At 71.2% G+C, this 12,680-nt stretch carries 13 protein-coding genes and 2 pseudogenes; 9 read left to right on the forward strand and 6 right to left on the reverse strand.

What is annotated here, in order from left to right; translation table 11 throughout:
• Positions 1-2: 2 nt before the first annotated feature.
• From ABZV91_RS26285 to ABZV91_RS26295, 3 genes are all read left to right on the forward strand, one after another.
• On the forward strand, positions 3-317 hold the full coding sequence (locus ABZV91_RS26285) for a multidrug efflux SMR transporter (RefSeq protein ID WP_355246937.1): 315 nt from the start codon (positions 3-5) through the stop codon (positions 315-317).
• A gap of 2 nt (positions 318-319) precedes the next feature.
• A complete protein-coding gene (locus ABZV91_RS26290) occupies positions 320-652 on the forward strand; it encodes a multidrug efflux SMR transporter (protein ID WP_355246940.1) in 333 nt (110 codons plus the stop codon).
• A gap of 146 nt (positions 653-798) precedes the next feature.
• A complete protein-coding gene (locus ABZV91_RS26295) occupies positions 799-1,854 on the forward strand; it encodes a PDR/VanB family oxidoreductase (RefSeq protein ID WP_355246943.1) in 1,056 nt (351 codons plus the stop codon).
• A 438-nt stretch (positions 1,855-2,292) separates the two neighbouring features.
• Here ABZV91_RS26295 and ABZV91_RS26300 read toward each other — a convergent pair whose 3' ends face one another.
• A complete protein-coding gene (locus ABZV91_RS26300; protein WP_355246947.1) occupies positions 2,293-2,724 on the reverse strand; it encodes an NUDIX hydrolase in 432 nt (143 codons plus the stop codon).
• Between the two features lie 686 nt (positions 2,725-3,410).
• Here ABZV91_RS26300 and ABZV91_RS26305 point away from each other — a divergent pair.
• The 3 genes and pseudogenes from ABZV91_RS26305 to ABZV91_RS26315 form a co-directional block, all read left to right on the forward strand.
• Positions 3,411-3,893: pseudogene (locus ABZV91_RS26305) on the forward strand (dihydrodipicolinate reductase); the annotation flags it as partial.
• Between the two features lie 171 nt (positions 3,894-4,064).
• Entirely contained in the window at positions 4,065-4,619 is a 555-nt protein-coding gene (locus ABZV91_RS26310) for a TetR/AcrR family transcriptional regulator (RefSeq protein ID WP_355246950.1), read from the forward strand.
• Between the two features lie 71 nt (positions 4,620-4,690).
• A complete protein-coding gene (locus ABZV91_RS26315; RefSeq protein WP_355246953.1) occupies positions 4,691-6,445 on the forward strand; it encodes an alpha/beta fold hydrolase in 1,755 nt (584 codons plus the stop codon).
• A gap of 220 nt (positions 6,446-6,665) precedes the next feature.
• Here ABZV91_RS26315 and ABZV91_RS26320 read toward each other — a convergent pair whose 3' ends face one another.
• Both ABZV91_RS26320 and ABZV91_RS26325 read right to left on the reverse strand, forming a co-directional pair.
• Entirely contained in the window at positions 6,666-6,929 is a 264-nt protein-coding gene (locus ABZV91_RS26320) for a hypothetical protein (protein ID WP_355246956.1), read from the reverse strand.
• Positions 6,923-7,300 carry an NAD(P)-binding domain-containing protein gene (locus ABZV91_RS26325; RefSeq protein WP_355246958.1) on the reverse strand — a complete coding sequence of 126 codons (378 nt, stop codon included), beginning with the start codon at positions 7,298-7,300 and terminating at the stop codon, positions 6,923-6,925. Before ABZV91_RS26325 ends, ABZV91_RS26320 begins: the two co-directional genes overlap by 7 nt.
• A gap of 98 nt (positions 7,301-7,398) precedes the next feature.
• On the opposite strand from ABZV91_RS26325, the gene ABZV91_RS26330 reads away from it, so the two are divergent.
• Positions 7,399-7,779, forward strand: coding sequence for a helix-turn-helix domain-containing protein (locus ABZV91_RS26330; protein ID WP_355246961.1), 381 nt, complete (start codon positions 7,399-7,401; stop codon positions 7,777-7,779).
• 15 nt (positions 7,780-7,794) lie between these two features.
• On the opposite strand, the gene ABZV91_RS26335 is transcribed toward ABZV91_RS26330, so the two are convergent.
• The gene (locus tag ABZV91_RS26335) at positions 7,795-8,466 is read right to left on the reverse strand and encodes a TetR/AcrR family transcriptional regulator (RefSeq protein ID WP_355246964.1); all 672 of its coding nucleotides are present in this window, start codon (positions 8,464-8,466) and stop codon (positions 7,795-7,797) included.
• Positions 8,467-8,585: 119 nt separating this feature from the next.
• Between ABZV91_RS26335 and ABZV91_RS26340 the strand changes: the two genes are divergently transcribed.
• Both ABZV91_RS26340 and ABZV91_RS26345 read left to right on the forward strand, forming a co-directional pair.
• A complete protein-coding gene (locus ABZV91_RS26340) occupies positions 8,586-8,999 on the forward strand; it encodes a Dabb family protein (protein WP_355246966.1) in 414 nt (137 codons plus the stop codon).
• A gap of 451 nt (positions 9,000-9,450) precedes the next feature.
• Entirely contained in the window at positions 9,451-10,878 is a 1,428-nt protein-coding gene (locus tag ABZV91_RS26345; protein WP_355246969.1) for a DUF2252 domain-containing protein, read from the forward strand.
• A 15-nt stretch (positions 10,879-10,893) separates the two neighbouring features.
• On the opposite strand, the gene ABZV91_RS26350 is transcribed toward ABZV91_RS26345, so the two are convergent.
• Both ABZV91_RS26350 and ABZV91_RS26355 read right to left on the reverse strand, forming a co-directional pair.
• Positions 10,894-11,556 carry an O-methyltransferase gene (locus ABZV91_RS26350; protein ID WP_355246972.1) on the reverse strand — a complete coding sequence of 221 codons (663 nt, stop codon included), beginning with the start codon at positions 11,554-11,556 and terminating at the stop codon, positions 10,894-10,896.
• Positions 11,557-11,690: 134 nt separating this feature from the next.
• Positions 11,691-12,609 (reverse strand): annotated as a pseudogene (locus ABZV91_RS26355) (alpha/beta hydrolase).
• Between the last annotated feature and the right edge of the window lie 71 nt (positions 12,610-12,680).

The following is a 12,680-nucleotide window of genomic DNA, read 5'->3' on the forward strand; positions in this document are numbered from 1 at the left end:
TCATGTCCTGGGTCGTCCTGTTCCTGTCGGGGGTGCTGGAGGCCGTCTGGGCCGCCGCACTGTCGGCCTCGCACGGTTTCCGCCGGTGGAAGCCCACCGTGGTGTTCATCGCGGCGCTGGTCCTGAGTATGGCCGGTCTCGCCTGGGCGATGATCGATCTGCCGACCGGTACCGCCTATGCCGTCTGGGTGGGCACCGGCGCGACGCTGACCGTCGGCTGGGCCGTGGTCACCGGCCGCGAACGCGCGGATACAGCCCGCGTGCTGTTGCTCGCGCTGCTCATCGTGTCCGTGGTCGGCCTGAAGGTGGTGAGCTGATCATGGCGTGGATCATCCTGCTGGCCAGCGCTGTCTGCGAGGCGGTCTGGGCGACCGCGCTCGGCCGATCGGCGGGGCTGACCGAACCGGTCGCGGCGGCCGTCTTCTTCGTCGCGCTGGTGGCGAGCATGCTCGGGCTGGGCCGGGCGGTGCGTGATATCCCGATCGGTAGCGCCTATGCCGTCTGGACCGGCGTCGGCACCGCCCTGACCGTGTCCTACGCCATGCTCACGGGCGGCGAGGCGGTCACGCCCGCGAAGGTCGTCTGCCTGACCGGGATCGTGGTCGCGGTCATCGGGCTCGAACTGGTCCCGCACGAAAAGCGGGCGGAGTAGCGGACCGCTCCGCGCGGCGACACCGCCGCGCGGAGACCCGCGCGTATCCGGCCGCGTCCCGAGCGGTGAGACGGCGGACGCGTTGGCCGGCCGGTTACGCGGCTTCAACATTGCAAGCCTATTTGTTGCTTTATAAGCTGACCGGCATGGTCAGTCGGAGTACGCGGACCCCGGATTCCGTCGCGTCCCGGCCGCTGCGAGCCCTCGGCGCGGTGGTGGATGCCTACCGGAGAGTATTCGTCTCCGGGCCCGCGGCACCGCTGCTGTCCCGGCCGAAACCGGTGCGCCGCCGGGGTTTCGCCTTGCGGCTGGTGGTGGACGACATCCGGGACGAAGCCGATGAGGTCCGCGGATTCGATCTGCGCGCGGCCGACGGCGGACCGCTCCCGGCCTGGCGGCCGGGCGCCCATCTCGATCTCTTCCTACCCTCCGGCCGGCAGCGGCAGTACTCACTGTGCGGGAACCCCCGCGAGCGGTTCCGCTACCGGATCGCGGTCCGGCGGATCGACGACGGCGAGGGAGGTTCGCTGGAGATGCACCGCGATCTCGGCCCCGGCGATGCGCTACGGGCCCGCGGTCCGCGCAATGCCTTCACCTTCGTGGCGGCCCCGGCGTACCTGTTCCTCGCCGGCGGTATCGGAATCACCCCGATCCTGCCGATGGTCCGGGCCGCGGGTGAGCGCGGGCGGTTGATCTACACCGGACGTTCCCGCGCCACCATGCCGTTCGTCGCCGACCTACCCGGGGCCGATATCCGCCCCGACGACGAATTCGGCCCGCCGGACATCCCGGCGCTGATCGCGACCGCCCCACCCGGGGCGGCCGTCTACGTCTGCGGTCCGCCGCCGATGCTTGCCGCGGCCCGGCGCTGCCTGTTCGACCTGAATCCCACCGGTTCGCTGCACACCGAACAGTTCTCCGCGCCCGCCGTACTCGACGGCGTGGAATTCGACCTGACCCTGGCGCGAACGGGCCGCACGGTCCGGGTGGGCGCACGCGAGACCACGCTCGCCGCGATCGGCCGGGTCCTCCCGGATACCGCCTACTCGTGCCGCCAGGGTTTCTGCGGCACCTGCCGGACGGCGGTGCTCGCCGGCGCGGTGGACCACCGAGACCGGGCCCTCCCCGATGCCGACCGCGCGACCCATATGCTGCCCTGCGTATCACGCGCGGCGGGCGACGCACTGGTTCTCGATCTCTGAGCCGGAAGGGCCGGAGCATATCGGCAGCGGCCGAACACCGGCATATCGTCCGCACCCGCCGACGCCGGGAACCCGGGCACTCGCTGTTCGGTCGCGGTGTGTGCCGGACCGGAGCGCCACAGCCGCGCTGCGCCGGTGGACATCGACCGGGTTCCGGCGTCCGCGGCGTATCCACGCTGGGGTGACGGGCTTCCCCCGAACCCCCGACGGCCGGAACGCAGGGCTCCACCTCGAATCGGAGTTTCGAATACCGTTATCGCGTCAGGAAATTCGACACCGATGCCCGGTGGTCGACCACTGGCCCCTCTTCTCCCACACGAAGCTCCGAGCGCTCACCGATGTGATCGGCCGCCGCGCCCAGCGCCGGCCGGGAGAACGGCCCCGCAGTGACGCCCCTCGCGCCGGCCCGGGGAATCCCGCCCCGGCGACTCCACACACTCAGGGATAGACCAGCTCGCGATACGTGTCCAGAATCTTCTGGATCGAGGAGGTGACATGCAATTCGCCGTTGAGCGGCGCCCATTCGTAGCCGGCGTGCGCGCTCAGCACCACCGGGCCGGTCGAGGCCACGTCGACGGCGAAGTGCAAGCGCCGCACCGGTTTTCCGGCGGGCGACAGATAGTCGAAATCGCCGATGTGGTGGCGGATATCCGTGACGGTCAGGCCCGTCTCCTCCAGCACCCCGCGAACGAGCGCTCCGGTCACCGATTCCCCCGGTTCGACGGTCGCGCCGGGAAGTTTCAGGGTGGGGCTGATCGGGCCGGTGCTGGGCAGCTCGAGTAACAGGACTTCCCCACCCCGGTCGATGATCGCGCCCACCCGCAAGCCGACCCCGTCCCGCTCGCCACGTGGCAGGGTCTCGTCGAACATGGATACCGACATATGCGGTTTCACCAACCTTCGATCGAGTGGACTCGCCTCGGTCACGCCATAGGCGAGCGCTTATATATTACCGCGCCGTGACCAACGGATGACAGCGGATCATTCGAAGTGAGCTGGGCAACAGTACCGTCCGAGCCGGCCGCCCGCGCAACTCCGGCAGGAGGAAAACGCGCGCGCATCGGCCGATCACGAGGGTGAATTCGATTGCCCGCGAACGCCTCCCGGCCCCACGATGAGCTCCGGCGATATCCGCACCCGCAGCGCGGCCGATACGAATCCACGCTCACGGCAACCCTCGCCGACGAGATCCACTTGTGACGGACACCTCGCCGTTACCGGAGCGTCGACGCCGACCGATCCCACGTCCTACCGGGCCGCACAAAGCCCGCGGAGAGGTCTCCGCGGCGCCGCTCCACCCTTCCGGCACCCGGCACCCGGCACCAGGAACACATCGACGACGGCGGGGCGGCGGCAGTCGCGCCGCGCCGGAGCTGTGCGCGGATACCGCCGGCCCGGGCGTGACCGCACGACCGCCACGGAGCGTGCACCCCGTCGGCGAACCAGCCGACACAACAGACCCACTCGCCCTCATGCGCGGAAATATAGTTCTCGAAATTCAGAATACTCTTTCCGCAATGCGGGAGTCGGACCTATGCTGAGCGGGTGCCCAGCGTGATCGGTATCGGGTCGTCCAGTGGACGACCGGCAATGTCGGGAAGAGCTCGGTCCGCGCCATCGTCGCGAACCCCGATTTCGAACTCGTCGGCTGCTATGCCTGGGCACCGGCGAAAGTAGGTCGCGATATAGGCGAACTGTGCGGTATCGCCCCGTTGGGCCTCACCGCGACCGACGACGTGGACGCACTGCTCGCGCTGGAACCGGACTGTGTCGTCTACAACCCCATGTGGATCGATGTGGACGAATTGGTGCGCATCCTGTCCGCGGGCGTCGACGTGGTCGCCACCGCGTCCTTCATCACCGGCCACCGGCAGGGCCCGGGCCGGGACCGGATCGCCGAGGCCTGCCGCCGCGGCGGTTCCACCATCTTCGGTTCCGGCATCAGCCCCGGCTTCATCGACCTGCTGGCCATCGTGTCGGCCGGTATCTGCGACCGGGTCGACAAGGTGACCGTCAGCGAGGCCGCGGACACCACCTATGCCGGTGATCAACGCCATCCCCGCGGTGGTCGCCGCGGCGCCCGGGATCGCCACCTACAACGATCTGCCCCTCATCCGGCCACACGGAGTAGTCCCCGGGGTCGGCTGAACGGCTCCCGGCGGCGGACCGGGTCTTGACATTTATATGACGACCGGTCTACTTTTTGGCATATGGGAGCCAAGGGAGCCGAGACGCGACAGCGGATGATCGAGGCCACCCGGTCGTCGATCGAGCGTCAGGGCTACTTCGGCACCGGGCTCAATCAGATCCTCACCGACAGCGGGACCCCGCGGGGTTCGCTGTACTTCCACTTTCCCGGCGGCAAGGACGAACTCGTCGCCGCGGCCGTCGGCCAGGCTTCCGGACTGATCGATGCGGCCCTCGACGCCGCCGATCTCACCGATCCGGCCGGCGCGGTCGCCGGGATGATCACCTTGCTCGGCGACCGGCTCGAAGCCTCCGGCTGGGCGAACGGATGTCCCGTCGCCACCGTGGCCCTCGAGGTCGCGGGTACCAACGACGCGGTCCAGCAGGCGTGCGCCCAGGTGTACACGCGCTGGACCGAGGCACTGCGCATCATCTTGCGAGCCGCCGGATACCGGGACGCCGACGATCTCGCGGTGTCACTGCTCGCCCTCGTCGAGGGTGCGCTGCTGCTCGCCCGGACCCACCGCAGTCGCGAGCCGCTGGATCGGGCCGCGCGGGTCGCCCGCACCCTGCTCTGACCCCCGTTCCGCCGCGCGCGGACTTTTTCTCGCCTTCAAAATATGTCGACCAGTCAAGTTAGGAAGTGGATATGAGTACTCCCGACACCGTCGTCTTCGGGTCGGCGGGCTTCATCGGTCGCGCGCTGGTCGCCCGGTTGCTCGAGCAGGGCCACAGCGTCGCCGCCGCGGTTCGCCCCGGAACCGGGGCACGGCTGCTCTCCTGGCTGGACGGCCGGGATCTCGACCTGGAGCGGCTCACCGTACTCGACTGCGATATCACCGATCCCGGTCTCGGCGCCCTGGGCGCGGCGGCGCTGGACGACGTCCGCGACGTCTACAACTGCGCCGCGCGGTTCTCCTTCGGACTCGATCCCGCGGAGGCCCGGGCGGTGAACATCGACGGCGCCCTCCACGTACTGCGCTGGTCCGCCGACCGGCCGCGGCTGCGCCGGCTCGTCCACATCACCGGTTACCGGGTCACCGTGCCGGACTCCGCCGAACACGACTACGCCGTCGGCGCCTACGGCGCCTCGAAATTCGAAGCGGACGCGGTGCTGCGGGAACAGGCCGCGGCCGCCGGGGTCCCGCTCACCATCGCGAATCCGAGCAGCGTCCTCGGACCCGGGCAGTACATCGGCCTGGCCGAACTCGTCCGCGATCTGTGGCACGGCACGCTGCCCGCACTGCCCGGCGACTCCCAGACCCTGCTCCCGATCCTGGACCTGGACTACTTCCTCGATTTCCTGACTCTGCTCCCGCGACAGCCGGATACCGCCGGCCGTTCCTACACCGTGCTCGACCCGGCCACCCCGCCGCTGCCGGAAATGATCGGGTTGCTGGCTCGCCATCTGCACGTCCGCGCACCGCGCCTCACCCTCCCCGTGGGCCTGGTGGCGCGCCTGCCCCGCCGGCTGACCGGAGTGGACGCCGAACGCCTGGCGTTCATCGCCGGCGATCGCTACGACACCTCCGCCGCCGACGCGGTGGCCGCGCGCGCCGGGCTCGTGCAGCCCGCGGCCGAAACCGTACTGCGCGAGTGGGCGAATCACTTGGTGAGCAGCCGATTCGGTGCCACCGAAGCCGATCCTGCCGCGGGATTCGACCATGGGCTCTGGGTTTCCGGTGACCGGCACACCCCGGAATACGTCCTGTTGCACGGGCTTCCCACCGACAGCGAAGCCTGGCACGGGATCCGGACGCTGCTCGACGCCCCCACCCTCGCCGCCGACCTCCCCGGCCTGGGCCGGTCCGCGCCACGCCCGGCCGGGCCGGACCGGTGGCTCGACGACCTCATGGCGCCGATCGAGGGTCGCCCGGTACTGGCGGGTCATTCCCTCGGCTGCGTACCGGTCCTCCGCTACGCGACCGCCCATCCCGACCGCGTGGCGGGCGTCGTCCTGGTGGCACCGGCCTTCCTGCAGCGCGGCGGATCCCGGCTCGCCCGCACCCCGATCGCCACCGCGTTGCTGCGCCGCCTGCCGTCCGCACGCCTGGCCACCCTGCTGGGGATTCCGGCGGGCCCGGCGCTGGAGAGCGCGCGGGCGAACCTGCGCCGGCCCCGGGTGGCCCGCCGCACGGTCGCTGCCCTACGCGCCGCCGGCCGGCCGGGCGCCCATGCGACCGCCCGCCGCCTCCTCGACGAACTGCGCGTGCCGGTCCATGTGGTGACCGGATCCGGTGATCCGCTGACCGCCCAGGTCACCGCCCCGGTCACCGAGATCCCGGGCGCCGGTCACTATCCGCACCTCACCCACCCGGAGCAGGTCGCCCGGATTCTCGACTCGGTCGGCAAGGATTTCACCGACCGTGCCCGGCGGCGGGAAGAGACCGCGGCGGGCCGGTGAGCGCGCCGCCCGGCCGGCCACAACCGCGCCACTCCGCCGCAAGACAACCGCGCGACTCCGCCGCGCCACCGGCCCGCGACCTCGGCCGGGCCGCGACCACGCGACCCCGGCGGGCACGGCGACCCCCAGCGGGCCCCGGCGGCCGACCTACCCGTCCCCGACGCCGGGGCCGACCCCCTCGGAGGCCCTGCGACAGCGGCGCCTTTGTCGCACCGGGAGTTCAGGACCGCACCGGCGGCAGGCCGGGCGCCACGGTTCGCGGGTCCACTCCGGCGAACGCGAGCGCTATGTACAGCCCGGCCACCTCCTCGAGTTGCCGCGCCCGCGCCAGCGATCCCACCACGACCGGTTCCGCCCCGGCATCGCGTACCAGCGTCTCGACCACACGCAGCGCATCCGGGTCGTCCCCGCACAGGACCACCGTCGTCGTCACCCCGGGCGCCTCCCACTGGGTGGAGGGGACCAGGTGAAAACCTTTCACCACCCGCCCGCCCGCGGCCGCCGCCGCGATCCGTTCCGCGTTCGAGCCGCCCGTGGGGCCCAGCACCACGCCCATCCGTGTTCGACCGGGTTGGTCGGGTCGATGATCGGTATCCCGGCCAGTCCCCCGCCGCTGCCGCCGGCGGCCTCCAGTACCGCGCCGGCCGCGTCCCAGGGCACCGCGAGCAGAACCGCGTCCGCTTCGGATACCGCCTCCCGCGCCGCGGCCGCGCGAGTCGCGCCGCCGAGCCGCCGCGCCAGCGCCGCCGCCTTCTCCGGGGACCGCCCCGCGACGGTGATCCGGTGCCCCGCCCGTACCCAGCAGCGGCCGAGTGCCTCGGCCAGATGACCCGTTCCCAGAATCGATATCCGCACCCGTGTCTCCTCTGTCTTCGCCAACCGTGTGCGAGCGCTACCGTAGGGAGCGGGATACGCACCGATCGGTGCGTAGCGGACCGCGATGCTGGTGAGCGATGACCGGAGACCACAACCGCACCGACCCCATCGCCGACTGCCGGCTACGGGGCGCACTGGACCTGTTCGCCCACACCTGGGATCCGGTGATCCTCGCCGCCCTCGCCGACGGACCCCGGCGACGGGTCGAATTGCGCACAGGGATCGGCGGGATCCGCGACAAGACGCTCACCGAATCACTGCGCCGGCTGCTCGGACGCGGCCTGATCGCCCGGCGACCGGATCCGGACGCACCACCCGGGGTGGAGTACCGGCTGACCGACCTGGGCGCCGGCCTGGTGGACGGACCATTGCGTGCCCTCGCCACCTGGGTGCGCGACCACGGCGACGAACTTCCGGTCCCCGAGGGCACCGATCCGCCGCTGCGTGATTTCGGCTGAACTCGTGCCCCGCCTTCACGGCGGCCCGGATCCACCCTCCGGTCGGTGGCCGCCGGTTCCGTAGGCCGCCAGGAATGTTCGGACCGCGGCGGTGGCGATCGCGCGGAGTTCGGCGGAGGGGACCCGGCGGGTGCCGTGGGCGGACCGGTTCTCCAGCGGGCCGGTGAGCAGTGCGAGGAACTGCTCGGCCGCGACAGCCGGGTCGGTGATGCGCAATCGCCCGGACAACGCCAGCAGGCCGAGCCGGTCGGTGAGCGCCTCCAGGGTCGCGGTCGCCGTGTGTTCGCGGACGAGCGCCGCCAGGTCGGGTAGCCGGTTGGCCTGCGCCGCGGTGAGCCGGCGCAAAGCGTGCGAGGTGTCCCCGGCACAGACGCGCAGCAGCCGCCGGGCCGTGTCCTCGAGCGCCGCGGGGAGGTCGGGGCCGGGGTTGCGCAGGCGTTCCACCGCGGCCAGACAGTCGGCGCCCACCCGGTCGGCCGCCGTGCGGAGCGCCTCCCGCAGCAGGCTCTCCTTGTCGGTCATGTGGTTGTAGACGGTCGGTTTGGCCACCCCGGCTTCGTCGGCGATCTCCCGGACGCAGGCCTGTTCGTAACCCAGCCGGGCGAAGACGGCGAAGGCCGCGTCGAGGATCGCCCGCCGCTTATCGATCCGGCCGGTGACCGGGCCGTCCTCCACTCGCGCACGCACACTCCCATGCTAACTCCCGTCCTCCCGCGATTGAACCGACGGGTTCAAAATTACGTACCGTTGACAATACCGAGTAGGACGATAATCTGAACCCACTGGTTCAAATCTGGAGGTTTCGAGTGATAGTCAACATCCTGCGGTTCAGCTTCAAAGACGGTGTCTCGCCGGACGAACAGGCCGGGGTGCTGGAGCGGATGCGCCGGACCGCGGGCGTCGAGTCGGTGGAATTCGGTGTCGTCGGCCGCGATATCGGCGATCCACGTGACGGGTTCACCCACGCCTACAGCGCCGCGGTCGCCGACCTGAGCGCGCTCGAGCGCTATCTGCACGACCCGGTGCACCTGGCCGGTGATCCGCAGATCCTGCCGTATGTCGCTCGCCTGTCCGCGGTCCGGTTCTCCGACGACCCCGATCCCGACCTGACCGCGAAAATCGAAGAGCTGCACCTGCGGAAGGTGCGCACCTATCCGGAATGGGGCCGGATGCTGGCCGAGGTCGTCGACGGCACCATCGCCACGGAGGTTTCCTCGTGATGCGTGCCGCGGGCGCCCGGGTCCAGCGACGTCGGCGCCTCGTCGAGGATCAGGATGTCGGGTTCACGAGTTGGGCGCGGGCCGGCGCCGGCAGCTGACGGTGCCCGGCCGAGAGCCCGCGACCGTGCTCACCGATGGGTTGCGGGTATCCGTGGTCCGGCGCGGTGATCATCTCGTGCACACCGATCGCCGGGGCGGCCCAGTCGATCTCCGCCGGACCCGCCTCGGGTCTGCGTAGGTGTCGGCGTCGCGGACCGTCTCGCCGAACAGGAAGGGTTCCTGCGGTAGGTCGGCCATCCACCTCTTCCTCACCCGCCGAGCAGAACGCTGACCACCGGCCGAGGCCGCACGCAGAGCTCGACGCACGGTGACCCGAAGCGGGCCGCCCCCACCGGCTCGCTCACCCGCATCGGGTGACGACGGACCGGACGGCCCGTTCTACCGTGCGCTCATGGGCGAACCCCACGCTGATCAGGCCCGGTCCGCCGGCGCGTCGCGCGCGCAGCGCACCGAATACGGCGCCCGGCAGCGCGACCGCGTCCCGTTCGCCGCGGTCGCCGCACCGGTGACCGCGGCGGACCGTGACCCGCTGGCCCTGCTGGAATCACAGACGCCGGCGCGGGTCCCCGACCTGGTGCCGGTCCGCTACGGCCGGATGGCGGTCTCCGAGTTCTCCTTCTTCCGCGGCGCGGCCCTGGTGATGGCCGACGATCTGTCCCGCTCCCCCAGCACCGGTCTGCACACCCAGCTGTGCGGGGACGCGCACCTGAGCAACTTCGGCCTCTACGCCACCCCGGAGCGCCAGCTCGCCTTCGATGTCAACGATTTCGACGAAACCTATCCCGGTCCCTTCGAATGGGATGTGAAGCGGCTGGCCGCGAGTCTCGCGATCGCCGGGCGCGATAACGGTTTCAAGCGCAAGCAGCGGCGCCGGATCACCCGCGCGTGTGTGGCCGAGTACCGCGAGACCATGATCTACCAGGCCGGACGCGGTGAACTCGCCGTCTGGTACGCCCATATCGACGCCGCGGCGGATATGGCCGAACTCCGCGATGTCCTCGATTCCTCGATGCGCAAACGCGTCCAGAAGACCATCGACAAGGCCTGGGGGCGCGACAGTTTCCAGGCGCTGTCCAAGTTGACCACGCCGTGCGGGGGGCAACCGCGCATCGTGAGCATGCCACCGCTGATCGTTCCGGTGGAGGAGCTCTTCACCGGCACCGACGCCGCGACGGTGCACCGGGCTCTGATGCGCCGCCTCGCCGATTATCGCGGCACCCTGCAACCCGACCGCCGTTTCCTGCTCGACCGGTTCGAGTACGTGCACGCGGCGCGCAAGGTGGTCGGGGTGGGCAGTGTGGGCACCCGCACCTGGATCGTCCTGCTGCGCGGGCCGGGCGACGAACCGCTGTTCCTCCAGGCCAAGGAGGCACAGCCCTCGGTCCTCGCGCGCTATCTCGCCGGCCCCGAGTACACCAACCAGGGCGAACGGGTGGTGAGCGGCCAGCGGCTGATGCAGGCGGCCAGCGATATCTTCCTCGGCTGGCAGCAGCACCCCGGCCCCGACCCCGACGGCGTGACCCGCGATTTCTATATCCGTCAGCTCCGCGACGGCAAGGGTTCGGCGGTGATCGAGACCATGTCCCCCGATCTCATGGCACTCTACGGACGGCTGTGCGCGCGGGTACTGGCCCAGGCCCACGCCCGTGGCGGTGACCGTTTCGGAATCGCCGGCTACCTGGGTTCCGATGACGATTTCGACGCGGCGATCGCGGATTTCGCGGAGGACTACGCCGATCGCAACGCCCTCGATCACGCCACGTTGCGCCGCGCGATCGAGGACGGCCGGATCATCGCCTCCCCGGATCCGGATGCGTGAGCGGGACGCCCGTGCTCAGTTCACGACGGCGAAGGCGAACCCGTCCCACCCCTTGGCGCCGACCGTCTGCAGCACGGTGGCGTCCAGGCGTGGTTCGTCGGCCAGCAGCCGCACCAGTTCCCGGCTCGCCCGCACCGCGGGGTCGGCGTCGTTGTCGTCGGCCAGCCGGCCCGCGCGCACCACATTGTCGACGACGACGACCGCGCCCGGCCGGGTCAGCCGCAATGCCCACTGCACGTAATTCGAGTTGTTGACCTTGTCCGCGTCGATGAACACCAGGTCGAACGGGTCGGGCCCCTCCTCGGCGAGCACGGGCAGGCTGTCCAGGGCCGCCCCGACCCGGATTTCGACCCGGCCGCCCACTCCGGCGCGGTCCAGATTCGCCCGCGCGACCTCGGCGTGGCGGGCCTCGAATTCCAGCGTGACCACCCGGCCCGCGTCCCCGACCCCCCGGGCCAGCCACAGCGTGCTGAAACCGCCCAGCGTGCCGATTTCCAGTACCCGCGCGGCGCCGACGGACCGGGCGAGCAGATAGAGGAATTTGCCCTGGGCCTCGGAGACGTCGATGGCGGGCAGGCCCGCGTCCGCGTTGGCCCGCAGCGTCGCGGTCGTCTCGCCGTCGCGCGCCAGGTGATCCACCACGTACCGGTCCACATCAGCCCAATCCGGTGTGCTCATTCGCGCAGTCTGCCACCTGCCGGGCCCGGCCGGTGGACCCCGCGCCCACCCCGCCCTGGCGGTGGCGACGATGTTCGGCCCGGGTCCGTGGCCGCGGTGCGGTTCGCCGGCACGACCGGTGGCGATGGAACCGCTCACTCCGACCCGGAAGCCCTGCCCAGCGCCGCCGCCAGCGCCGCCAGCTGGGCGCCCCGGTACTCGCGGGACACCGGCGCGGCATGCTCGATCAGATCGAATCCGTGATAGGCGCCCGCGACCTCGTGCAGGGTGCAGGGGACCCCCGCGCGGCGCAGCCGGCCGGCGTAGGCGAGATCCTCGTCGTAGAACAGATCATGGGTGCCGACCCCGATCCAGGCGGGCGGTAGCCCCGCGAGACCGTCGTAGCGGGCCGGTGCCGCCAGCGGCGGGACCGTCGCGGAGCCGAGTTCGCCCAGATAGGAACGCCAGCCGAAATCGTTGCTGTGGCGGCTCCACACCCGCAGCCGCCGGACATCGATATCGGTGCGTGCCGAGGTCCGGTCGTCCAGCATCGGGTAGGAGAGCACTTGCAGTACCGGCCGCACCTCACCGCGGTCGCGGGCCAGCAGCGCCAGGGCTGCCGCCAGGCCACCGCCCGCGCTCTCCCCCGCGATCGCGATCCGGTCCGGATCCACCTCGGGTGACGCCGCCAGCCAGCGCAGACCCGCGTAGCAGTCCTCGAGCGGCGCCGGATAGGGATGTTCGGGCGCGAGCCGGTATTCGACCGATGCGGCGACCGCGCCGAGCCGTGCGGCCACGGTCGCGCAGAACCGGTCGCCCATCGCCGCGGTACCGATGACATATCCCCCGCCGTGCACGAACAGCAGCCCGGGCACCGGCCCGGTCGCCCCGGCCGGGCGGAACACCCGGACCGTCACGTTCGCGTCCACCCGCTCGATCGTCCCGCCCGCCGGTCGCGCTCGCCCGCCCAGGTCACCGAGCGCACGGAGCACCCGGAGGGTGCGCGGGGACACCACGGCGCGTGGCAGGAAGCGCGCGGCGCAGGTCCGGATGGAAACCGATCTCCGACGTCATTGCCGTATCCACTCTCGTCGCCGCACCGGTGCCCTACCCGGTGGCCGTCCCCGCAGCGTACGGGCTGCGGG

This window comes from Nocardia sp. NPDC004568 (assembly GCF_040609955.1).
Lineage (GTDB): Bacteria > Actinomycetota > Actinomycetes > Mycobacteriales > Mycobacteriaceae > Nocardia.

Excerpts from the sequence above, each read along its gene's own strand:
- ABZV91_RS26285 (WP_355246937.1), top strand. The coding sequence starts at position 3 with ATGTCCTGGGTCGTCCTGTTCCTGTCGGGGGTGCTGGAGGCCGTCTGG.
- ABZV91_RS26290 (WP_355246940.1), top strand. The coding sequence starts at position 320 with ATGGCGTGGATCATCCTGCTGGCCAGCGCTGTCTGCGAGGCGGTCTGG.
- ABZV91_RS26295 (WP_355246943.1), top strand. The coding sequence starts at position 799 with ATGGTCAGTCGGAGTACGCGGACCCCGGATTCCGTCGCGTCCCGGCCG.
- ABZV91_RS26300 (WP_355246947.1), bottom strand. The coding sequence starts at position 2,724 with ATGTTCGACGAGACCCTGCCACGTGGCGAGCGGGACGGGGTCGGCTTG.
- ABZV91_RS26310 (WP_355246950.1), top strand. The coding sequence starts at position 4,065 with ATGGGAGCCAAGGGAGCCGAGACGCGACAGCGGATGATCGAGGCCACC.
- ABZV91_RS26315 (WP_355246953.1), top strand. The coding sequence starts at position 4,691 with ATGAGTACTCCCGACACCGTCGTCTTCGGGTCGGCGGGCTTCATCGGT.
- ABZV91_RS26330 (WP_355246961.1), top strand. The coding sequence starts at position 7,399 with ATGACCGGAGACCACAACCGCACCGACCCCATCGCCGACTGCCGGCTA.
- ABZV91_RS26345 (WP_355246969.1), top strand. The coding sequence starts at position 9,451 with ATGGGCGAACCCCACGCTGATCAGGCCCGGTCCGCCGGCGCGTCGCGC.
- ABZV91_RS26350 (WP_355246972.1), bottom strand. The coding sequence starts at position 11,556 with ATGAGCACACCGGATTGGGCTGATGTGGACCGGTACGTGGTGGATCAC.